This is a genomic window from Acetonema longum DSM 6540, assembly GCF_000219125.1.
GTDB lineage: Bacteria > Bacillota > Negativicutes > Sporomusales > Acetonemataceae > Acetonema > Acetonema longum.
The window spans coordinates 43,894-66,976 of record NZ_AFGF01000241.1 but is presented as its reverse complement, the minus strand read 5'-3'; the positions used below and the strand labels follow the sequence as shown (position 1 = coordinate 66,976).

Here is a 23,083-nt window from a genome sequence, read left to right as displayed (position 1 = left end):
CCGTTGCAGGCGCTTATTTTCGTTTATGCGGGGCATGGACCTTATCAATCAGTTCGTATGCTTTGATTTGCCGCTCTAGCTCCTCAATTTCAGAGACCGCGCCGCCGTCAATCTCTCTGAGCAGCACAAGTTTTACCGTTGCGCCGAGTATACCATAGTCAGCCGTCAGCGGGCCGAGGTCCAGAAGGGAAGATAGAGTTAGACGGCTCTGCTTTCCCACTGATAAGATTGAGCGGGTTGGCAGTCACATTGTCCATAGCATTGAAGAGGCAAAAAACGTATAAATCAGATTGCCGCTTCGCCTCACCATTAAAGCCGTTCGCTGATGACCACGTCAGCGCCGGTCTAATGCTGAACTGGATGCGAGAGTAAGCCTTTTGTTCCCAAAATTGCAGGAAAGCGGAAGATTTGACTTCGATGCGCCCGCCGCTCTCGCCAATACCCTCATAGAGCAGGTCGAAAGCCTCCCATTCTTTTCGCGATTCTGTTATATTGAGATTTAAAGCTTTGGCTACGATGAATTCGGCGAGTGCGCCGCGAAGTGCAATGTTTAAAAGGTCAGAGGCTTGCCACGCCCAGAAATCATTGAGTAAGTAATTTGTCGGCATACCGCCAAATGTGAAATGTTCATCGCCGGTTAATAGCGCCATGCTATCACCTCACTTTTTTACCAGTATACCATAGAGACTGTTACTGGGACTGATATTGTTACTAAAATGCAAGTAACGCCTGTTACCATGAAAGTAACTTGCATAACACCGTAGTAACACTAATGGCAACATCTGAATAACACTGAGTAACATTCGGTAACATGCTAAATTCATGGCATTGATTGCCATTTCGATTCTAACAATCTCCTTGCCGAAATGGAATAAGAAACGAGTTGAACACGCTGCACGCTATGCTGGACCAGGGTACTTCTTTTGGGATTTTGGTAAGGCGTTTGTCTTCTTCACACTCAGCATAGGCCGAGGCAATAAAAGAGCTAGGGCTGTTGAGACTATGAAAGAATACCTCATTAACGCCGGATATGATGTAGACATGTATTATCAGATATTAAAATACCACGCCATAACGAAATATAACCATAAGAAAAGGACTTCTCTCCGGAAGAATACCAAACTATCACCAGTGAAAATTTCCAGTCTAAAGGGCGTTTACGCCCTATTCCTTTGCACGATGACATTCCTATTTTTAAACCCATTGGAAGACCCTATTAAATAGGGTATAATGATATTGAAGCGGAAGAGCGAGGGATTTTTAAACAATTTATCGACCAGATCGAAAAGGCGTTAGGAGGCAAATGACTATGAGCAAAGCGTCAGAAAGTATTATGCAGGGGCTGCAAGAGGCCCTTGAGGAAGCGCAGGGAAAGCGCGAACTCCGCACCCATACCTATACTGTCGTGTCAGCTCAGATATATAAGGCAGATGAAATCAGGGCAATCCGGAATCGCCTCGGCATGTCGCAAGCGATTTTCGCAAGCTTTATGAGCGTGTCCAAAAAGACGGTTGAGGCGTGGGAAGCTGGACGGAACATGCCGGACGGACCGGCGCGGCGTATCCTGTCGATGGTCAAAGAGGACCCCAAACTACCGGAGCGGTATTATATCGTTGTGAAAAAGGAATGACCCCTAAGTATACCTTTTCTTCATACGGCCTCCCACAGTCCTTTGGACAATCCTCAGGACTGTCCCAATATAATCCGTTACAATTCCGCGAAAAACGATGATGAAAATCATGATTTCAACGAAGAGACATATCGTGCTGAAATCCAAAAATAACCAAAATGGAAAGACAACGTAAAAACCTGAAAAGCCTTATATTATATGAGAATATCGACAATGTGGGAGAAAATAAATGGTTGAGTGTCCACCGGACAATCCGTGGACTGTCACATAAAAAATCCGGTGTAACCATAACCATTACCATAACCATATATATAATAATATAATATATATACCCGGTCCAATGGACTGTCCACCGGACAATCCGGTGCGATGGAAAATAATAAGACGCCCCACCAGTTTGAAGGGACGTCTTTATTTGCTTAAAAAACCTCTTTGACGATCGCTCTGTATACCTCCATCAGCGATCGCTTTCCGTCCTTAAATTGAACTGCTACATAGTATACGCCTTTTGTTTGCGCGATCACGCCGGCAAGAAGGCCGATAGGTCCTTTGCTCCCATAAGAGACACCTCCCTATTTTCTTGTGAAGTCTACGTATATGATGCCTTTTTTGTGAATAACCTTTTCTCTGCACTTACGCTGACCCAGAGGACTTCTTGTTGTCGCTGAAATATTGCGCGATGGCCGCCTTTTCATCCAGCGTAAGGTAATCCTCAAGAATTCCCCAAATGAGCTTTTTATCTCTATCTGTGGATTTGGCGTAGCAAGCTGTGAGAATAGATGATTCTTTGATATCGTTTGATATTTGAATGACTGTTGTTGCTCCCAGGAGACAATCAACAGATACATCTAAAGCCTCTGCAATTTTAACAATCAATTTTGAATTTGGCTTATGAACCTTGTTTATGTATCGTGATATGGTTGCTTCTGTCGTATTTGTTGCATTTGCAAGCCATTTTTGGTTTACTCCACGAATGGTCATGATATTTTTTAGATTTTCAGAAAATGTAAACATAGCAACCTTCCGCTGAGCAACCAGATTTTTTAATGGAAACTTACCGTTTTGCTCTGCAAGTTTGATTTTACTATGGCGTAACCATGCACGGAATAGAACAAGATTGATAACTAAGACGGGGAAAACAGACTTTCCCTGCATGATTTCCCCAATTTTAATTAATGGGAATGATAAACCCCAGGTGCCGAGGACAGTCGGAAGCTTGCTCGGCAGCGGAGAGTTGACATAGTGGAAAATCTATTTGAAAAATCCATGAATCATGCTATTCTATAGACAGAGTGGAAGGGGTGGAGCGGATGACCAATGAAGAATTTCAAAAGCTGGTACTGGAGAAGCTGGACAAGATGGATAGTAGGCAAGAGGCTTTAGAAAACCAGGTAGCGGCCTTCCAGCAGTTCACCGTTGACCAGTTTAGTAAGCTAGATAAGAAAATTACCAAAACAAACCTTGTCATTGAAAACAAAATTCAGCCGGCAATCAAAGCACTGGCCGAGGGACAAACCCAGCAGCAGGGCCAGCTTGACCGGATAGAAGCGAAGGTAAGCGATCATGAGGAAATCATTTTTAAGAGGATAAAATAAGTCCAGCGCATATGGCTTTGAGGGGTAGGTTAATCCTACTCCTTTTTACATTATCGGGGAGGTAAGGGATTATGGCGAGACCGAGACGGGAAAACGGAGCAGGTACAGAACCAAAACAAGGCGCTAATGGCCGGTGGTGGCTAAAGGTGTCTTACCGGGACCCGGAAACTGACGACCTGGAACGAACAACCATACGCGGGGCAAGTCAGGGCGAGGTATTGAGTAAAAAGAAAGAGTTTTTAAGATCAATTGAAGCCGGCGTCAAGCCAAAAGCCAAGAAAATGACCTTGCAGGAATGGCTTGATACCTGGCTGGAAGTCAACAAAATAAGTTCTGTCTCTGGAAAATCCTACATAATCTATCAAACCATAATTGATAACCATATCAAGGACACAGCATTGGGGAAAAAGGACATAGACAAAGTAAAAAGGGTGGACATTCAGCGATTTATAAATGAAAAGGGTGAAACAGTAGCGCCTAGTTATATAGGCCAAATAAAGGCTGTACTGGCTGATGCCTTAAATGTTGCCGAATTAGACCATTTAATTCTGAGAAACCCATGCAAAAAGATCAAACTGCCGCAGGTCGAAAAAGAGGAGATTCATCCGCTCAATCAGGAGGAAGTTAAAAAGCTCTTGGATACTGGCGGGTCTGGCAGCGCCCTATACAATATCATCTTTTTCACACTGCATACAGGAGTAAGGCGCGGAGAAGTATGCGGTATTCGTTGGACTGATATTGACTTTAAAAATAAGCGAATAGAGATCAAGCAGCAGGCCAAGGTAGATAGGACACATGATAAAAAGCCCTATTTGGGTAAATTAAAGACAAAATCCTCGTACCGTACTATTCCCATAGGGAACAGGCTTATTGAAGTGCTGAAATGGCACCAGGCGCAACAGAATAGGTTAAAAAACGACTTAGGCGAGGCGTACAACGATTTAGACCTTGTTTTTTGTGAGCCAGATGGCAATATTACATATCCGAATACGTTAGATAGCAGATTTACCCGACTCATGGCTAAAACTCCTATTGAAAGACGAACCTTTCACCAACTACGGCATACCTTCGCTTCTGTGGCAATCAGCCAGGGATTAAACATAAAGGCTATATCGAAAATTTTAGGGCATGCAAAAACAAGTATCACTTTGGATGTTTATGGCCACCTTTTACCAGGCGATGCAGAGACTGTTACGCAGGCTGTTGCTGCCTATTATGGGGTATAGGCTGGGACAGTTTTTGAGACAGTTAGCTCTAAAAATGGTTAACTCTTAACGATCATAAATAGTTAAAGATGCAGCAAAACCAGGCATTGGAGAACACTATAAAAAATAATAAATAAACTAGTCGCATATATCCTTTGTCCTTCATATAATGTTAGGGAATAGGGGCGGGGGTGAAGGATGTGTTAAAGACTAGTGACTTAAAAATGAAAGAAGTCGTTAATACAATTGACGGCAGACGGTTGGGCACGATCACCGATATCGAAATTGATGTTGAAACAGGAAAGTTGACAGCGATTGTCGTCCCCGGATCCGGGAAGTTTCTGGGTCTTTTTGGCCGTAATGATGATATTGTGATTGGATGGGAAAAGATACAGAAAATCGGTTACGATGTAATTTTAGTAGAAACGGCAGCTGCCGGGGATATGGCGCGTCTCGAGAGGTAATTGAGAGAACGGATGGCTGACCGGTGCCTGCTGATTGCTGACTCATGGAAAGACCCGGGTGGGTCTTTTTTGTCGTGCTATTCGTTCAGGTAATGCCAATTCGAGTTTTTGGACATAAAATGCCGGCATTGACCATAACCATATAGCGGGGGGATTCGGATGCGTGTTTGGCTGGGGATAATTGTACTGGGCGGCGCTATCCTCGTTTCGATTTGGCTAAGAATACGATACTACCGGCATAACTTTGAATTGAATGAACATACCGTCAGACAGTCTCCATTATCAATGGCCTTGCAAGAGCTGGTTGGAACAGCCGGCGGAGTCTATTTATCCATTATTATGCTGATATCCTTTTTAAAAATTGATTTGCCCCAAACCTTGGAACTATTTGAAGTTTCTTTTGATCCTCTGGCACTTTTCGCTATTCTTTCGGCCGTGGTACAACCGCTCTGGAAACGATTTGTTTAAGCGATACGCAGTAATGAGGGAAGAAGAATTCCGTTCCGTTATGCGGATCAAAATATGTACAGAGGTGATAAGATGCGTTTGAGCGATTTAACGGGTAAAGAGGTCATCAATATTGAAGACGGAGCCAGGTTAGGCGTCATTGAGGATTGTGACCTTACATTTGACAGTCAAAGCGGTACAATTGAAACTATCGTCCTGCCTAACCGCGGGGGGTTATTTCATTTTTTCGGCGATTCCAAATCGCCTGTGATTCCCTGGCACTCCATTAAGCGGATCGGTGATGAAGTTATTATTGTAGATCTAAGCAATTCTTTTGAACGGATTTTTCGCCAGCGAGGACAGAATTCCCGATAGGTATACTTAGCCATATTTTCGGGTAGCCTACTACCGTAGCAAATTCTGCATAAAATAAGGAGGTACTGTGAATATGGCTACTCAACAGAATCCCAACAATTTGCAAGACAGTGCTGCTTCTCAACAAAACAGCGATGTATCCGCCTTGCAGACATCATCTCTTTCCAGTCAGGCGCAACCGACCTCTGCCGGCACGGTGAATTCCGCCGCCGGAGGTACTGGCCAAAAAGTGGTTATCGGCGTTTTCTCTTCGGTCCAGAATGCGGAGAAAGCGGTTTCCAATTTGCGGCAACAAGGATTTACCAACGAAGAAATCAATATCGTAACGAAAAAGGAAAAAACCCGGGAAGAACAGGGTACCACAGAATATGAAGACGATGATATCACTGACGGCACCCTGACCGGCGGCACCATCGGCGGCATTGGCGGCCTGCTTTTGGGCGCGGGGGCATTGGCAATCCCCGGGCTGGGGCCCGTTGTCGCTGCCGGTCCGATTGCGGCTGCTCTTAGCGGAGCCCTGATGGGCGGCGTTGCCGGCGGCCTGATTGACTGGGGCATCCCGGCTGAGGTAAGTGAACACTATGAAAATAGAGTCAAAGAAGGCGGCATACTGGCTGTGATCCGCACTTCCCCCTCCAATGTGGACAAAGCGGCCCTGGTTTTGCGGCAAAATGGCGCCCAGGAAGTGGAATCTCACAACAGCCGCTAAAATCGTTGACACTTTGGTAGCCAATGATATACAATAAACATACAATTAAATAAGAATATGCAGGTAGAGGTGCGGGCAACAAGAGTACTTTCAGGAAGAGTGGTGCTGATGATCTGAAAGGAAAGGGTTGACTGCCGAAGTGCGGCATGATACCGGATCGGTCGCACTGGTTTTGCATTAAACAGGTGCAAAACTGTCACCAAATTTTTTTGGTGGAGCGCTATCTCATCAGTTGTCATATAGGGAAGTACAACTTTGAATCTTCCTTGTTTGACTTGTCTGTGAAAACAGCCAGATGGGGATAGAAACTGGCTGTTTTTATTTTTTAAGGAGGTGTTAATTGTGATCAGAGTACTTGTGTGCGGCGCTTACGGTAAAATGGGGCGGGAAGTTCTGAAAGCGGTTCATCAGGATGAGCAGTTGAGTGTTGTGGGAGCAGTGGATATTCATTCCGGTTTTGCCGATGTAGGCAGTTTAATCGGGACAGAGAAGATAGGCGTCATTGTCGGCAATGATTTAGACACGGTCATTAAAGAAACTAAGCCCCAGGTTATGGTCGATTTTACGAATCCTGGTGCGGTATTAAATAATCTTAAGATCGCGATTCGCAATGGCGTATGTCCGGTGGTGGGAACAACCGGAATGAGTGCGGCCGATATCGCTGCGGTGGAATCTTTATGCCGCACTAGTGGTGTGAATGCCATCATCGCCCCCAATTTTTCCATCGGTGCCGTTTTAATGATGCGTCTGTCCCAGGAGGCAGCTAAAATATTGCCTCATGCTGAAATCATTGAAATGCATCATGACCAAAAATTGGATTCACCATCCGGTACTGCTTTACGCACGGCTGAATTAATTGAAAAGAGCCGGGGCTATTTAAAACAGGGGCACCCACAAGAAGTGGAAAAAATTCCCGGAAGCCGTGGGGGGGAACTTTCCGGTATGCGCATACATAGTATACGATTACCGGGCTATGTTGCCCATCAAGAGGTGATATTCGGCGGACTGGGGCAAACCCTCAGCATTCGTCATGATTCCATTTCCCGCGAATCCTTCATGCCCGGAGTAGTATTAGCCTGTAAGAAAGTGTTAACGGTCAACGGATGTGTTTACGGATTGGAAAACATTTTAGATTGAAGTGGATTAAAGATGGGAGTGGATCTGGTGAAAAAGTACAATGTTGCTATACTAGGCGCCACCGGCGTAGTGGGGCAGGAATTTTTAAAACTGATTGAAGAACGGAATTTTCCTTATGCTGAATTGAAACTTTTGGCGTCGGAGCGATCTGCCGGCAAGAAAATTGAATTCATGGGAAAAACATTTGTTGTGGAAGAAGCCGTACCTGACTCATTTAACGATGTTCATATTGCTTTATTTGCAGGAGGATCCGCCAGTAAGACCTTTGCGCCGGAAGCGGTCAAGCGTGGGGCAGTGGTTATTGACAACTCCAGCACCTTCCGGATGGATCCCAATGTCCCTTTGATTGTACCGGAAGTGAACCCTGAAGCCATCAGGAATCACCAAGGCATTATTGCTAATCCTAACTGTTCCACAATCATTATGGTGATGGCGTTGAAACCAATCCACGACCGGGCTAAAATAAAGCGTGTTGTTGTATCTACTTATCAGGCGGTTTCCGGTGCCGGCAAAGAAGCTATTGATGAATTGACCAACCAGGTAAAAAGCATTGGTGCAAACCGGCCTGTTACCGCTAAAATACTTCCCAGTGCAAGTTTGGAAAAACATTATCAGATTGCGTTCAACTTGATCCCGCAAATTGATAAATTCCTGGATAGCGGGTATACCAAAGAAGAAATAAAAATGGTGGACGAAACCCATAAGATCCTGAATGATGACAGCATCGGCATTACTGCAACCACAGTGCGGGTTCCGGTTTATCGCAGTCATTCCGAGTCGGTGAATATTGAATTAGAAAAAGATCTATCGATTGAGGAAACCAAGGCGTTGCTCGCAGAGTTTCCCGGCGTGGTGGTACAGGATGATCCGGTGCAAATGGAGTATCCCATGCCGCTTTTTGTCTCGGACCGGGACGAAGTATTTGTCGGGCGTATTCGCAAAGATTCTTCCGTGAAGTATGGCCTTAACATGTGGGTTGTGGGGGACCAGATTCGCAAGGGGGCTGCGTTAAATGCGCTCCAAATCGCCGAATATATGATTGATAACAATTTAGTTTGAGGTGTTTGCTATGCGTATTGTAGTGCAGAAATTTGGGGGAACTTCCGTGGCTACGGCTGAAGCCCGGGAAAAAGTTGTGGAGAAAATAGCAGCAGCGCAGGAGCAGGGATTTCAAACCGTTGTTGTCGTGTCGGCCATGGGGAGAAAGGGAGAACCATACGCAACCGACACCCTGATTGAATTAGCCCATTCTGTCTGTCCCGGAATTTCAGCGCGGGAAATGGATCAGATCATGTGCTGCGGCGAGATCATATCGGCGGTCATCATGGCCGGTACGCTGCAGGCTGCAGGGATTGACGCTCTTATGTTGACAGGTGGTCAGGCCGGCATTGTGACAGATCATAATTTTAATAACGCCCGCATACAAAAAGTAGAACCATCGCGGCTTCTCTATTTGTTGAAAACAGGGAAAACCCCTGTGGTTTGCGGGTTCCAGGGAACAACAACCGATGATGAGTTCACCACTTTGGGCCGAGGCGGAAGCGACACGACAGCTTCGGCACTGGGGGCAGCCCTTAACGCACAAATGGTGGAGATTTATACTGATGTGGATGGCATTATGACGGCTGACCCACGCATTGTCAACAATGCCAAAATTCTGGATATGATCAGTTACGGCGAAGTATGTCAGTTGGCCCAGCAAGGGGCAAAAGTGATTCATCCGAGGGCGGTGGAAATTGCCATGCAAAAAAATATACCGCTGATTGTTAAGTCTACTTTCTCCGATATGCCTGGCACCCTTATTACTAATCTCAGTAAAGAAGATACCGATGGCATATACGTGGCAGACCGGGTTGCTACCGGTGTTACCTATATGAATCATATCGCCCAGATTCGGGTGAGTTTAGGGGATAATGTTGCTTGCGACGCCGCTTTCAAGGTTTTCAAAGCCATGTCGGATCATAAAATCAGCGTAGATCTGATCAACGTTCTGCCCGATTGGGTTATGTTCACGATTCCTCAGGACCTGGCGGAAACGGCCACGAAAATCCTGGAGAAAAACGGCTTTCAGGTTGAAGCCGTCTTGAACTGCGCCAAGGTTTCTGTTGTGGGGGGCGGCATGCGGGAGGTTCCCGGCGTGATGGCCAGTTTTGTTGAAGCTCTGGCGCAACACCGCATCCCTATCATGCAAACCGTTGACTCCAATGCCTCGATCTCGGTGTTGGTCAAACAGAGTGATTTAGCTCAAGCGGTCACTGCTCTACATGAACAATTTGGGTTGGCATCTGTTTAGTCGCTTAGTGTACTTTTATGCGAGGTGAAGAAAAAATGAAAAATTTTGGAAGACTTCTCACGGCTATGGTCACTCCCTTTCATGAGGATTTTTCCGTGAATCATCAGGCAGCGGCCCGCCTGGCGCGGCATCTGGTGGCTAATGGCTCGGACGGTTTAGTAGTTGGCGGCAGCACCGGTGAGGCAGCTACTCTCACCGCGACAGAAAAATTAGAATTATTTTCCACAGTGCTGGATGCGGTAGGTGATAAAGCAACAGTAATTGCCGGCACCGGTTCTAATGATACCCAAACTTCGATTCTATTGACCCGGGAAGCGGAAAAACTGGGTGTCCACGGCGCCATGCTAGTAGGACCTTATTATAATAAGCCGCCTCAGGAAGGCATGTATCGTCATTTTCGTGCTATCGCAGAAGCGACGCAGCTGCCGGTTATTTTGTATAATGTACCGGGACGTACTGCCTCCAACATTATGCCGGAGACGATTGCCCGGCTGGCTGCCGTGGAAAATATCGTGGCCGTGAAAGAATCCAGCGGCAACTTGGATCAAATATCGGAGGTTGTCCGGATTACGCCCAAAGATTTTTTCGTGTATAGCGGCGATGACAGCCTGACGCTGCCGATTCTCTCCATTGGCGGTACGGGGATTATCAGTGTGGCGGCTCATGTTGTAGGTGTGCGGATGCAGGAGATGATTCAGGCATTTTTCAGTGGCAAACATGACCTGGCCAAGACAATTCATCTTGAATTGCTGCCATTCTTCAAAGTCATTTTTATTACCACCAACCCAATTCCAATCAAAACCTGCATGCAATTAACCGGCCATGAGGTAGGCCCTCTGAGACTGCCCTTGGTTGCAGCCACCTCTCAGGAAATAGAACAATTTAAAAATGCAATGAATAAGTTGGGAATCCATGCGTAATACTATGTGAGTAAGGGATAATTCTGTCCCGGTCTGATTGGACCGGGACTTTCTTCTGCCTGGGGTTTTTGATTGGGACAAAGGTTCCATTATTTCCAACCTTATGGTTATCTACTTGTTGCCTCAATCGAAATAGGATATAATTTTAGTGAATCAATATGAACGGTCGGATTTAGCTAATGTTGGTATTCATGGGCGGAAATATCATTATTGCTGGTGAAAGATTGTTCGGAATCTGGAGGTGTATCTTTTTTTGGCAAAAACTCCCCCTAAAATTCAAATCATTCCTTTAGGTGGACTGGGTGAAATCGGCAAGAATATGACGGTAATACGCTACGGTGACGATATTATCGTGATAGACTGTGGTTTAATGTTTCCGGAGGACGATATGCCGGGTATTGATTTAGTCATACCGGATATCACCTATTTATTGGAAAACCGTGATTTTGTCAGGGCCATCATTCTTACTCATGGGCACGAGGACCATATCGGGGCCCTTCCCTATGTATTGAAGCAATTAAATGTTCCGGTGTATGGGACACGTTTGACATTGGGAATCCTGGGCGGCAAACTGAAGGAGAATAATGTTGCTAAAGCCGACCTGATTCCGGTTCAACCCGGCGACAGGGTTCAACTGGGTGTTTTCCAGGTCGGATTTATTCGTGTGAATCATAGTATTCCTGATTCCGTGGCCATATCGGTAAAAACTCCCGTCGGAACGATTGTGCATACCGGCGACTTTAAATTTGACCAGACGCCTGTGGACGGAAAGGAAAAAGTGACTGATTTTCACAGACTGGCCGATCTTGGCGATCAAGGGGTTTTAGCTCTTTTGGCCGATAGCACAAACTCTGACCGGACAGGCTTTACCATCAGTGAACGAACGGTTGGAATGCATTTTGATGAAGTTTTTCATCACGCCAGAGACCGTATTATTATTGCTTCTTTCTCATCGAATGTGCACCGCATCCAGCAGGCGATAGATACGGCGCGAAAGTATAAGCGCAAGGTTGCCATTATCGGGCACAGCATGCAAAGCATTGTGAATATTGCATTGGAGTTAGGGTATTTAACGATTGAAGACGGTCTTTTAATCGATATTGACGCAATCGGCAAGTATCCTTCTGCCGCAGTAGTCATACTGACGACTGGCAGCCAAGGTGAGCCTATGGCTTCACTGACCCGGATGGCTATGTCTGATCACAAGAAGGTGGAGATTGTCCCCGGGGATACGGTTATCATTTCCGCCACTCCGATCCCCGGCAATGAGAAGATGGTATCCCGGACGATTGATTTTTTATTTCGGCAGGGCGCCGAAGTGGTGTATGACCGGGAATCCGGCATCCATGTTTCCGGGCATGCCAGCCAGGAAGAACTTAAGCTGATGCACAACCTGATTCGTCCCAAGTTCTTTATTCCGCTGCACGGCGAGTACCGCCACTTAAAAAAGCATGCTAAGCTGGCCCAGGATTTAGGAACGCCCAAAGAAAACATTTTTGTGGCAGAAAACGGACATGTTATCGAACTTAGCCGGGATAAAGGCGCTATTACCTCCAAAGTGACAGCTGGCCGTGTGCTGGTTGACGGTTTAGGAGTGGGCGATGTAGGCAATATCGTGTTGCGGGACCGGAAGCAACTTTCCCAGGACGGAATATTAGTCGTAGTACTAACGATCGATAAAAAGCGAGGATGTCTGGTAGCCGGGCCGGATATTGTATCCCGGGGCTTTGTCTATGTGAGGGAATCGGAACAGCTGATGGAAGAGGCCAAGGAAAAAGTAAATCAGGCACTGGAAAAATGCGAATTGAACAGCGGAACCGAATGGGCCATGATTAAAACTAGTGTCCGGGATATGTTAGGTAAATATCTTTACGAAAAGACCCGCCGTCGGCCTATGATTTTACCGATTATTATGGAAGTATAGCGCTTTTGCGCACAATCTAAAAAACTGGGGAATTTCCCCGGTTTTTTTTGTTAATAATAGAAATTAGAACGACTTGATCATCAGGCCAACGAGAATCAGATGCCATACTTTATTTAGGAGGGTATTCATGCCAGACATCATTAAACCTGTTTTACCTGATACCACGGAAAACCCGGATACGCCCCGCCACATTTCTCCGGAACCAAAACGCCGGCACAGAAAGTCTGAGACTGTGGACAACATCCGGGAAATGGGAAGTACTGAGATTCCAACGGTAAAAAGCAATGTTCATGTTATGACCATCATCGGACAGGTAGAAGGCCATATGGTACTTCCACCACAGAATAAAACGACGAAATACGAACATCTCATGCCGCAATTGGTTGCCATTGAGCAAAATCAGGAAATTGAGGGCTTATTAATGCTTCTGAACACTGTGGGCGGAGATGTGGAAGCAGGATTAGCCATTGCCGAAATGGTATCCAGTATGTCCAAGCCTTCCGTTTCTATTGTGCTGGGAGGAGGGCATAGTATCGGCGTGCCCATCGCGGTTTCAGCCACTCGTTCCTTTATTGTGGAAAGTGCCAGTATGACGATTCATCCAATCCGTTTAACCGGTCTGGTGATTGGAGCCCAAAGTTCATTCGATTATTTGGAGAAAATGCAGGAAAGGGTCAATAAATTTGTCATTAGTCATTCTCATGTGACCGAGGATAAATGGAGAGAACTCTTGTTTAAGACCGGAGAGCTGTCGCGGGATATCGGCACTTCAGTCGTCGGCAGAGACGCTGTAAAAATAGGCCTGGTGGATGAGGTAGGCGGAGTATCCCAAGCATTAAATAAACTCTATGAATTAATTAAGCTGCAAAAAGAAGCCTCGGTGTTAAAACAATGAGTGTATTGTGGACCGTAATGCCTATAGAAACGGTGGTTGCCTCTGCTGCTGACCCGGAGATTCCGGTTTTGGAAGAACTGGAGTATCAGGGCATCCGGCTGCAGGTCAGCAAAGTTTCCGCCGCTGAATATCAAGTCGTCCGAATCCTGACCACCAATCCCGAAGACTATCTGCGCTCTGACTTGCAGCCTGGCAGTATTTTGACATATAGGCCGTCTTTAGAGGTGCTCTCGTAATGAGAGTACTTTTAAATTCCGAACATCCCGGCTAATTGCGTAATAATGAAGGATTTCGCGGCAATATGTAGAACCATTTCTAAGAGGTGGTACATTTGCCAAAGTTCTTCTCAGAACTGTCAGATGAGATAAGATATGAGTTAATAGGGATAGCTCTGACGACAGTGGGTCTGTTGTCTTTGATAAGTTTATTTAGCCCTGATAACGGAACACTGGGAACCTATATTTCAAAAATGTTACAATATTCTCTGGGGATGGGAGCCCCGGTCTTCCCCGTCATGATCATTATTGTCGGTACCCGTTATATTTGGATGCGCTGTGGTATAAGCTATTCAGCGAGGTTTTGGGGTCTTTTCATGCTGTATTTGTGTCTTTTGGCCTTTATCCACATTGTCTGCATCCCTGTCGGCCAGGAGATACTGCCGGAAAGTTTAATTCCCGGCGGAGGTCTGATTGGCGGATTATTTTTGTTTGTGCTGCGCAAACTGGTCGGCAATCATGGTGCTTGGGTATTTTTGCTTTCTTTCTCGGTGTGCGGTATGCTATTAGCCACTATGTGGTCTCTGCGTGAAGGCATTGACACTGCCCGGGAAAAAACAGTGGATCATTGGTTTCTTGCCCGTAAGCAGACAGCCGCATCAGAACAATCTACGAGCGTGACCGATTGGGACAGGGAATCCTTTTTTGATCAAAATCGCCAGATAAGCAGGCAGCATCCGGAGGCACCCCTCTTGCTGCCTGCGGTAACTTCTGATCAGAGTCCTATTTTAACAACAGCGAAAGATACAGAGGAATTTCGTGCGATTGCATCGAATTTGGAGCAAGTTCATGTTTACACGATTCCACCGTTGAGTATTCTCACGAAAAATCAAAAACCCCGCTCCTTAAAAATGCAGAAGGAATTGGTGGATAACGCCAAATTGCTGGAGGAAACTCTGGCTAATTTCGGCGTAGGGGCCAGGATTATCAATACTTGTCAAGGGCCTACCATCACCCGCTATGAACTTGAACCAGCGCCAGGAGTTAAAGTGAGCAAAATTGTCAATTTGGCTGACGATATCGCCCTGAAACTGGCAGCATCCGGAGTTCGCATTGAAGCGCCCATTCCCGGCAAGGCAGCGGTGGGAATTGAAGTACCCAATAAAGAAGTATCCAGTGTCCCGTTGCGGGAGGTGTTGGAAAGCAGTGAGTTTCAACAGTCTGCTTCGCCTCTTACCGTAGCGCTGGGCAAAGATATTGCGGGAAAATCAATTGTGGCAGATCTCTCGAAGATGCCGCATTTATTGGTAGCCGGCTCTACCGGTTCCGGCAAAAGCGTATGCATTAATACGATCATCACCAGTTTGCTATTTAAGGCTCGACCCAATCAGGTAAAATTTATCCTAATTGATCCCAAAATGGTGGAGTTATCTAATTATAATGGTATTCCTCATCTCATGAGTGCGGTTGTCACCGATCCGCAAAAGGCTGCTACCACTCTGCGCTGGGCTGTGCAGGAGATGGAGCGCCGCTATAGTTTGTTCGCCGAAACCGGCGTGAGGGATATCCAGCGGTATAATGAAATGCATCAAGCTGAAGCCATTCCTTGGGTGGTCATTATCATCGACGAATTGGCCGATCTAATGATGGTGGCGCCTGTGGATGTTGAGGATGCGATTTGCCGTTTGGCGCAAAAGGCGAGAGCGGCAGGCCTGCACTTGGTGCTGGCGACCCAAAGACCTTCTGTTGATGTCATTACCGGGACGATAAAAGCCAATATTCCGTCCCGAATTGCTTTCGCCGTATCGTCCCAGGTCGACTCTCGCACGATATTGGACATGGGCGGAGCGGAAAAATTAGTGGGAAAAGGGGACATGTTGTTTAGCCCCATTGGCTCTAATAAGCCCATACGCATCCAGGGGGCATTTATATCCGATCAGGAAGTGGAAGCTTTAATCCATTATGTAAAAATGCAAGGAGAACCAAAATATCTGGAAGAAATTGCTTCTTTTTCACCGGAGGAAGAAAAAAAGCAGGAGTCAGCACCCCAGGATGAGATGCTGGAAGAAGCCGTTCGTGTGGTTATGGAAACAGGTCAGGCTTCAGTTTCCATGTTGCAGCGCAAGTTCAGGATCGGCTATACGCGGGCAGCACGTCTCATTGACGCCATGGAAGAAATGAAAATTGTCGGCCCCAATATTGGGAGTAAACCTCGCGAAATTTTGATGACCAGCGATCAGGTTTACGGCCGTTATTTTAAGAGCTAACAATAGATCAAGATATACTGCAATGATGTTGGTGAACAAAAGTGCCTAAAGTTATTTCACTGGAAGAGTGTGAAAAAATGTTTTCCCCGGATGTCCTCCCGCTATTTATCGACGTGCGCTCGCCATCGGAGTATCGGCACGGTGCCATCGTCGGCGCCGTTAACATCCCGCTGTTCTCCGATGAAGAGAGGGCACGGGTGGGGACCCTTTACAAAACAGTTGGCTCAGATGAAGCGAAGGATGTAGGGTTGGCTATCGCTTCCGGCAAATTATCGGATATCGTCAACCGGGTAAAAGAATTAAATTGCCGGGAACGTCCGATCGTGGTATATTGCTGGCGAGGCGGCATGCGCTCCAAATCCCTGGTAATGATTCTTGATTTGATGGGAATCCAGGCGTACCAACTGTCAGGAGGATATAAAGCATACCGCAATCAGATACTGAATAAACTGCAGAAATTTCCTCTCAAGCCTCGGATCGCTGTTTTGTGCGGCTCTACCGGGGTGGGAAAAACAACCTTATTGGCCAAACTTGCCGCAAGGGGCCAGGCCATGATTGATCTGGAGCAACTGGCAAATCACCGGGGATCGGCTTTTGGCCATTTGGGTCTGGGAAAGCCGGCTACAGCGCAAAATTTTGATGCTCATCTTTTAGGTCAGCTTCAAAGCATGAATACAGAGCCTTATATTGTGGTGGAGTGTGAGAGCAAGCGAATTGGAAATGTGTACTTGCCGGATTTTTTCCATCAGGCCATGCAGCAAGGAATCAGGATATTGGTCACGGCTAGTATCAAAACCCGGACACGTCGTCTGATGGATGAGTATATGGAAACTGGCCCGGACTTGACGGATGCGGTTTTTGCCAGCCTGGAAAGCTTGCGGAAACGGCTTGGTAATCATCTGACGAACACCCTGCGGGATAATTTCCTGCAAGGGCAGATTGCCGATATGGTTGAGCAATTGCTGCTTCACTATTATGATCCACTGTATGGATATGAAACGGCGGGTCTCACTGATTTTGACTATTGTGTTTGCGCTGAGAATTTGGATGAAGCTGCTGATCAGATTATTGCCTATATTAAACAAGGAGGTAACGCTAATGCCATCTTTGGGTGAAATGCTACGCGCCGAACGGGAAAAAAAGGGACTAACATTGAAGGATATTGAAAATGCCACGAACATTCGAGCATTATATTTAGAGGCCATTGAGCAAGGAAATTATTCTGTTTCTCCCGGTGAAGTCTTTTTGAAAGGATTTATACGCAATTATGCTAATTTCTTGGGCTTAAACGGGGCTGAATTCGTCGAACTGTATCGGCAAAGCCGCCAAACGCCGCCTGATCCTGAGCTGCAAGCCACCGGCACCGGCAGTGAAATGGTTACACCTGTTTCTGAGTCTTCTTCTGAGGATGCTATAAAAAAATGGCTGTTTATCGCTGCTTTTATCGTAATTGTTGGCGGAGGGACTACCTGGTGGCTCATGGGCGATTCAACCGGCGGCGAACAGCTGCCGGGACAGCCTGAGCCGCCGGTTCCGCCGCAAGTTCAAACTGCGCCTGTTGCGCCGGTACAGCCTTCCCAAGCAGCGACGCCGACAACGCCTCCGGCAGCGGTTCAACCTAAGCCGGCAGCTAAGCCGATTGTGGTTGTCGCCACGTTCAGCACCCGTTCTTGGACACGGGTAACCGCAGACGGAAAGCTGGTTTTTGAGGGAACGCCGCAACGGGGAGAGATTCTGACCTGGGAAGCACAAAAGGCCATGGAACTGCGCTTTGGTAATGCGGCTGCCGTGGAACTGACCTATAATGGACAATTTTTAGGTGTCCAAGGAAGAAATGGGCAGGTGGTGGTCAAAAACTTCACCGCCCGCTAAGGGACCGTTGAAAAAGGCTCATCTGCGTCGTTGCTCCTGCGGGCGGACTCGTTCGGAAAGCGTCTCTTTTCAGGTTCATAAGCAACAGATAGTTTTGTTGTGATTACGCCGAAAAGCGACCTGCTTTCCTCCTGATCTCACGATGCTCCGCATCTTTCTAGTATCGACGTACCCTGCCAAACGTACAGTCTCACGCCCGTCCTCGTCGCGCTATCAGAATTTGTGACTTTTCGGGAGAGAGGTAGTAGCGGATGTTTTCTCAAAAGCCGAAAAGTCACCTAAATTCTTCAGTATGACAACGCAGGCGTTGCTCTTACCTAGCATCTGAGCCTTTTTGAACGCTCCCAGATTCGAGGCTACAGATGAGGTTGTAACGGGTTTCTTGGGAGAGGGTATAGAAGCCATCGGTTGACACATACTTTGAGTGACAAGAAAGAGCCTGCTTTGCAGAGCCTTTTTCTGCCTAAATAATGCGAAAAAAGCCGGATTGGCTTTTTTCTTTTGGAGAGACAGTGGCATGGAAAACAGGTTTATACCCATCAGCCCGGAGGATATGAAACAGCGGGGATGGGATCAGCTGGATTTTTTGTTTATCAGCGGCGACGCCTATGTGGATCACCCCAGTTTTGGTCCGGCCATCATCTGCCGCTTACTAGAGAAACATGGCTATCGGGTGGGCATCATTGCCCAGCCGGATTGGCGCTCGACCCGCGAATTTTCCCGGCTGGGGAAACCGCGGCTGGGAGTGCTGATTTCCGCCGGCAATATGGATTCGCTGCTTAATAAGTTCACCGCTGCAAAGAAATACCGTAGTCAAGATTCCTACAGCCCCGGCGGCGCTGCCGGCCGGCGCCCAGACCGGACTAGCATTGTCTACAGCAATCGGGTACGGGAACTGTGGAAAAGCGTTCCCATTATCATTGGCGGTATTGAGGCTAGTTTAAGAAGATTTGCGCATTACGACTATTGGTCGGACTCTGTGCGCCGCTCCATTTTGGTGGACAGCCGGGCTGACCTTCTGGTGTACGGCATGGGAGAAAAACAGGTTCTTGATATCGCTTCCCAACTGTCCCAGGGAGTAAAGGCGGCTGATATAGTCTCTGTCCCTGGCACCTGCTATCTGGCTGATTCGCTGGAACATCTTTGGGATTATATCGAAATGCCTGGTTATGAAGCTGTAGCCGAGGATAAGCAAGAGTTTGCCCAGGCCTTTAGGTTGCAATATCTGGACCAGGATCCCATCCGTGGTAAAACTCTTGTGCAAAAACATCAGGATGTTTTCCTGATTCAAAATTCTCCTGCTTTGCCGCTTACCAGCGAGGAGATGGATGAAATATATGACCTTCCTTATCAAAGAACGTTTCACCCATCCTATGATGACATGGGCGGGGTGCCTGCCATCGAAGAGGTGAAATTCAGCATTGTCAGTCATCGCGGCTGCTATGGGGGTTGCTCCTTTTGCGCCATTGTATCGCATCAGGGGCGCATAATTCAAAGTAGAAGCCAGGAATCAATTTTACGTGAGGCCCGGATTTTAACCCAAATGCCGGATTTCAAAGGATATATTCACGATGTTGGCGGCCCTACCGCCAATTTTCGTCATCCATCCTGCGCTTCCCAAGGGGAGAGGGGAACCTGTAAAGAACGCCATTGCCTTTCTCCTTCTCCCTGCAGGCAACTGAATACAGATCATAGCGACTATCTGGAACTTTTACGGGCCTTGCGCCAAGTGCCGGGAGTTAAAAAGGTATTTGTACGCTCCGGCTTGCGCTATGACGCTATTTTAGCCGGTAATAATCGGGAATTTCTCGAGGAGTTGTGCCGGCATCATATCAGCGGGCAGCTCAAGGTAGCCCCTGAGCATGTATCGCCCCAGGTAATCCGGTTGATGGGAAAATCGGACAAACAAGTATACCTGCGATTTGCCTTTCTCTATAAAGAAATCAATGCAAGGCTCAATAAAAAGCAGTACTTGGTGCCCTATTTTATGTCCAGTCATCCGGGGGCTACCGTCAAAGATGCCATTGAACTGGCTGAATTCCTTCGGGACACCGGTTATCATCCGGAGCAGGTGCAGGATTTTATTCCCACACCCGGCAGCCTTTCCACCTGTATGTATTATACCGGTATTCACCCGCTTACCGGGGAAAAGGTCCATGTGGCTAAAAGTCTTACGGAAAAAAAACTGCAGCGTGCTCTCTTGCAATACCGGGATCCCCAAAATTATCAACTGGTGCATCAAGCTTTAACCCAGGCAAAACGTCAGGACCTGATTGGTTATGGCCCCAAATGCCTGATCCGGCCGCCGCGGGATGACAGGCGGGATCAGAATAAGGCCCCCAGACCTAAACAGCGGCGGCTTGCTGCGTCGCGAAATCAAAAGAACAAATTTGTCGGGAAGTAAAATATTGGAGGTTTTGTCTTGCGTGCAGGATTTATCAGTTTAGGATGCGCTAAGAATCTGGTGGACACGGAAATCATGCTGGGCTTGTTAGATAAAGCCGGAATAAATATTACCGATGACCCGGCGGAGGCTGAAATACTTATTGTAAATACCTGCAGTTTCATTGACTCGGCCAAGGAAGAGTCGATTTCGGTTATCTTACAGATGGCGGCGTATAAAAAAACCGGCCATTGCCGCTGTCTGATCGTTGCCGGCTGTCTGGGCCAGCGTTATCAGGGCGAGCTGCTGGACGAACTGCCGGAAGTAGACGCGATTTTAGGTACCGGTGCCTGGCATCGGGTGGTTGAAGCTATTGAAGTGGTTTTGCAAAAAAAGGAAAGGCTTCTTTTGACGGGGGAAGATCCAGCTATCTATGATGAAACTATGCCCCGCATTACTACTACGCCTTCCCATACGGCATATGTAAAAATTGCTGAGGGCTGCAGTAATTGCTGCTCCTTTTGCGTGATACCCATGGTTCGCGGCGCCTTTCGCAGCCGGACTGCGGCATCAGTGGTGAATGAAGTTAAACAGCTTGCGGCGCGGGGTGTAAAGGAAATTAACCTGATCGCCCAGGATACCACCAGCTATGGACGGGATTTATATGACGGACCTAAGCTCACCGGTCTGTTGAAAGAATTAGTCCGCATTGACGGCATCGCCTGGATCCGGATTTTGTATTGTTACCCTAAATATTTTACGGATGATCTGATTGACCTGATCGCCAAAGAACCCAAAATCTGTAAGTATATTGATCTGCCGCTGCAGCACATTGATGACTCGATACTGCAGGTCATGAACCGTCCGGACAACCAAAATGAAATTGAAGTCCTGCTGGCTAAGATCAGAAGCCGTATTCCCGGCGTGGCCGTCCGGACGTCTTTTATTGTCGGTTTTCCCGGTGAAACAGAACAACAATTTCAAAATCTGCGTAACTTTATCAGTGAGCAGCGGTTTGAGCATGTGGGCATCTTTACCTATTCGCAGGAAGAAGGGACGGTTGCCGCCGCCTTGGAGGATCAAATTGCAGACGAAACTAAACAGGAACGGTACCATGAATTAATGGCCATCCAATCCCAAATTTCCGAACAGATCAATCAGAGCATGGAAATGCAGATACTGGATGTTCTGATCGAAGGAGCCACCGAACAAGATCGGGTGATGATGGGCCGTTCTTACCGGGAAGCACCTGATGTTGACGGCCATATTTATATTGAAAGTGCTTCAGCGCTGCCTGCCGGTGAATTCGTCAAGGTAAGGATCGTGCAAGGTTTTGCATATGATTTATTGGGCGAAAAGTTATAGTCTGCTTGTAAAAATAGTAGCGACGGATTTTGTCCTACTATTTTTATATATGCAGGACAAAATCCGCAGATACTTTAGCAAGTTTCGTGCCGAAGGGAGGAAAACTTCCTTTTTATGCGAATTTCTTTATTTAGGAGGTTGACTGTATGATTGTCGAACTGATCAGTACCGGCACTGAGATACTTTTAGGCCAGATATTAAATAAGAATGCCCAATATTTAGCACAGCGGCTTAATGCATTAGGGTTTAGCGTGTTGTTCCAATCCACGGTAGGGGACAACCGGGAGCGCATGACCCAGGTAGTGAATACAGCATTGGGACGGGCTGGTTTGGTGATTACCACCGGAGGCCTGGGTCCCACCCAAGGAGACATTACCAAAGAGGTTTGCGCCTCGGTGCTTGGACTGCCGCTGGTTTTAGATTCCCACAGCGTCGAACGGATAGAAGCATTTTTTGCCCGCCGCAGCCTTTCCATGCCCCAGAGCAATTTAAGGCAGGCGATGATGCCCCAGGGCGCTTTTGTATTGGATAATGAACGGGGTACTGCGCCCGGAGTCATTATGGAACACATGGGAAAAATAATTATCGATTTGCCGGGCCCTCCCCATGAGATGGAATGGATGTTTGAAAATGGTGTGGTTCCTTATCTAAAGAACCGTTTTGGCGAGCAAGGAGCGATTCTCTCGAAGGTATTGCGTACCTTTGGCATCGGCGAATCGGCGCTGGAAGAAAAAATTATGGATCTGATTCGCCGGCAAACCAATCCTACCCTTGCTTTGTTGGCCAGGGACGGAGAGATTCACGTCCGGATTACTGCCAAAGCTTCATCTGACGTTCAGGCAAAGGAACTCATTGCCGGACTGGAGTCTCAAATACGCAGCAGAATTAATGAATTTATCTATGGCTGTGATGATGAAAATTTAGAAGTGGTTGTGGGCAATTTATTAACAGAAACGAATCAGACCCTCAGCCTGGCAGAATCTTGCACCGGTGGTCTGGTTACCAGCCGGCTTACGGATATTCCCGGCAGTTCCGGCTATATTGTTGGTTCTGTCGTGGCCTACAGCAATGAGGTGAAACAGGGGTTTCTGGATATTCCCGACTCGGTGCTGCGGGATTTTGGCGCTGTCAGTCCGGAAACTGCCCTTTATATGGCCAAGCAAATCCGCAGTAAGTTTGCCAGCCATATCGGCATTGGCATTACTGGGATTGCCGGTCCGGGCGGCGGTACCGAACAAAAGCCGGTAGGGTTGGTTTATATTGCGGTAGACGGATCCAAGGGACCGATAGTGCACCGAAATATATTCACCGGCAGCCGGATGAATATTAAACAACGCACCAGTCATGCAGCGTTAGACCATCTACGACGTTATGTACTCTAATTTTT

Annotated in this window: 22 protein-coding genes and 1 riboswitch; of the genes, 20 read left to right on the top strand and 2 right to left on the bottom strand. The window is 47.1% G+C overall.

Annotation, left to right across the window (positions count from 1 at the left end; all coding sequences use genetic code 11):
* Window positions 1–158: 158 nt before the first annotated feature.
* Window positions 159–650: a hypothetical protein gene (locus ALO_RS18910; RefSeq protein ID WP_004573559.1), complete on the bottom strand. Its 492-nt coding sequence runs from the start codon at window positions 648–650 to the stop codon at window positions 159–161.
* Between the two features lie 659 nt (window positions 651–1,309).
* Here ALO_RS18910 and ALO_RS18900 point away from each other — a divergent pair.
* On the top strand, window positions 1,310–1,630 hold the full coding sequence (locus tag ALO_RS18900; RefSeq protein WP_004573557.1) for a helix-turn-helix domain-containing protein: 321 nt from the start codon (window positions 1,310–1,312) through the stop codon (window positions 1,628–1,630).
* A gap of 633 nt (window positions 1,631–2,263) precedes the next feature.
* Here ALO_RS18900 and ALO_RS21115 read toward each other — a convergent pair.
* The gene (locus ALO_RS21115) at window positions 2,264–2,785 is read right to left on the bottom strand and encodes a helix-turn-helix domain-containing protein (RefSeq protein ID WP_004573556.1); all 522 of its coding nucleotides are present in this window, start codon (window positions 2,783–2,785) and stop codon (window positions 2,264–2,266) included.
* A 155-nt stretch (window positions 2,786–2,940) separates the two neighbouring features.
* On the opposite strand from ALO_RS21115, the gene ALO_RS18890 reads away from it, so the two are divergent.
* The 19 genes from ALO_RS18890 to ALO_RS18795 all read left to right on the top strand — a co-directional run bounded on the left by ALO_RS18890 (window position 2,941) and on the right by ALO_RS18795 (window position 23,078).
* Window positions 2,941–3,225, top strand: a complete 285-nt coding sequence (locus ALO_RS18890; RefSeq protein ID WP_004573555.1) for a hypothetical protein — start codon at window positions 2,941–2,943, stop codon at window positions 3,223–3,225.
* Window positions 3,226–3,296: 71 nt separating this feature from the next.
* Window positions 3,297–4,451 (top strand): site-specific integrase, encoded by a 1,155-nt coding sequence (locus tag ALO_RS18885; protein ID WP_004573554.1) that lies wholly within the window; start codon window positions 3,297–3,299, stop codon window positions 4,449–4,451.
* Between the two features lie 179 nt (window positions 4,452–4,630).
* Entirely contained in the window at window positions 4,631–4,894 is a 264-nt protein-coding gene (locus ALO_RS18880; RefSeq protein ID WP_004573553.1) for a YlmC/YmxH family sporulation protein, read from the top strand.
* Window positions 4,895–5,053: 159 nt separating this feature from the next.
* Window positions 5,054–5,362: a hypothetical protein gene (locus ALO_RS18875; protein ID WP_004573552.1), complete on the top strand. Its 309-nt coding sequence runs from the start codon at window positions 5,054–5,056 to the stop codon at window positions 5,360–5,362.
* A 72-nt stretch (window positions 5,363–5,434) separates the two neighbouring features.
* Complete coding sequence (locus ALO_RS18870) at window positions 5,435–5,716, top strand: YlmC/YmxH family sporulation protein (RefSeq protein ID WP_004573551.1); 282 nt, start codon at window positions 5,435–5,437, stop codon at window positions 5,714–5,716.
* 73 nt (window positions 5,717–5,789) lie between these two features.
* Window positions 5,790–6,425, top strand: coding sequence for a general stress protein (locus tag ALO_RS18865; protein ID WP_004573550.1), 636 nt, complete (start codon window positions 5,790–5,792; stop codon window positions 6,423–6,425).
* Window positions 6,426–6,481: 56 nt separating this feature from the next.
* Window positions 6,482–6,656: riboswitch (Lysine riboswitch) on the top strand.
* A gap of 111 nt (window positions 6,657–6,767) precedes the next feature.
* Window positions 6,768–7,562 (top strand): 4-hydroxy-tetrahydrodipicolinate reductase, encoded by a 795-nt coding sequence (gene dapB, locus ALO_RS18860; RefSeq protein ID WP_004573549.1) that lies wholly within the window; start codon window positions 6,768–6,770, stop codon window positions 7,560–7,562.
* Window positions 7,563–7,589: 27 nt separating this feature from the next.
* On the top strand, window positions 7,590–8,621 hold the full coding sequence (locus ALO_RS18855; protein ID WP_040293935.1) for an aspartate-semialdehyde dehydrogenase: 1,032 nt from the start codon (window positions 7,590–7,592) through the stop codon (window positions 8,619–8,621).
* Window positions 8,622–8,631: 10 nt separating this feature from the next.
* Window positions 8,632–9,855, top strand: a complete 1,224-nt coding sequence (dapG, locus tag ALO_RS18850) for an aspartate kinase (RefSeq protein ID WP_004573547.1) — start codon at window positions 8,632–8,634, stop codon at window positions 9,853–9,855.
* A 35-nt stretch (window positions 9,856–9,890) separates the two neighbouring features.
* On the top strand, window positions 9,891–10,775 hold the full coding sequence (dapA, locus tag ALO_RS18845; RefSeq protein WP_004573546.1) for a 4-hydroxy-tetrahydrodipicolinate synthase: 885 nt from the start codon (window positions 9,891–9,893) through the stop codon (window positions 10,773–10,775).
* Between the two features lie 253 nt (window positions 10,776–11,028).
* Window positions 11,029–12,699, top strand: coding sequence for a ribonuclease J (locus ALO_RS18840; RefSeq protein WP_004573545.1), 1,671 nt, complete (start codon window positions 11,029–11,031; stop codon window positions 12,697–12,699).
* 127 nt (window positions 12,700–12,826) lie between these two features.
* Window positions 12,827–13,594: a ClpP family protease gene (locus ALO_RS18835; RefSeq protein ID WP_004573544.1), complete on the top strand. Its 768-nt coding sequence runs from the start codon at window positions 12,827–12,829 to the stop codon at window positions 13,592–13,594.
* Entirely contained in the window at window positions 13,591–13,830 is a 240-nt protein-coding gene (locus tag ALO_RS18830; RefSeq protein WP_004573543.1) for a YlzJ-like family protein, read from the top strand. The genes ALO_RS18835 and ALO_RS18830 overlap by 4 nt, the downstream gene beginning before the upstream one ends.
* Before the next feature lie 164 nt (window positions 13,831–13,994).
* Window positions 13,995–16,076, top strand: coding sequence for an FtsK/SpoIIIE family DNA translocase (locus ALO_RS23635; RefSeq protein WP_004573542.1), 2,082 nt, complete (start codon window positions 13,995–13,997; stop codon window positions 16,074–16,076).
* 41 nt (window positions 16,077–16,117) lie between these two features.
* Complete coding sequence (gene mnmH, locus ALO_RS18820) at window positions 16,118–17,191, top strand: tRNA 2-selenouridine(34) synthase MnmH (protein ID WP_040293918.1); 1,074 nt, start codon at window positions 16,118–16,120, stop codon at window positions 17,189–17,191.
* Window positions 17,175–17,948, top strand: coding sequence for a helix-turn-helix domain-containing protein (locus ALO_RS18815; RefSeq protein WP_004573540.1), 774 nt, complete (start codon window positions 17,175–17,177; stop codon window positions 17,946–17,948). The genes mnmH and ALO_RS18815 overlap by 17 nt, the downstream gene beginning before the upstream one ends.
* Before the next feature lie 517 nt (window positions 17,949–18,465).
* Window positions 18,466–20,352 (top strand): YgiQ family radical SAM protein, encoded by a 1,887-nt coding sequence (locus ALO_RS18805; RefSeq protein WP_004573538.1) that lies wholly within the window; start codon window positions 18,466–18,468, stop codon window positions 20,350–20,352.
* Between the two features lie 18 nt (window positions 20,353–20,370).
* Window positions 20,371–21,696, top strand: a complete 1,326-nt coding sequence (gene rimO / locus ALO_RS18800; RefSeq protein WP_004573537.1) for a 30S ribosomal protein S12 methylthiotransferase RimO — start codon at window positions 20,371–20,373, stop codon at window positions 21,694–21,696.
* 146 nt (window positions 21,697–21,842) lie between these two features.
* A complete protein-coding gene (locus ALO_RS18795) occupies window positions 21,843–23,078 on the top strand; it encodes a competence/damage-inducible protein A (RefSeq protein ID WP_004573536.1) in 1,236 nt (411 codons plus the stop codon).
* Window positions 23,079–23,083 lie beyond the last annotated feature (5 nt).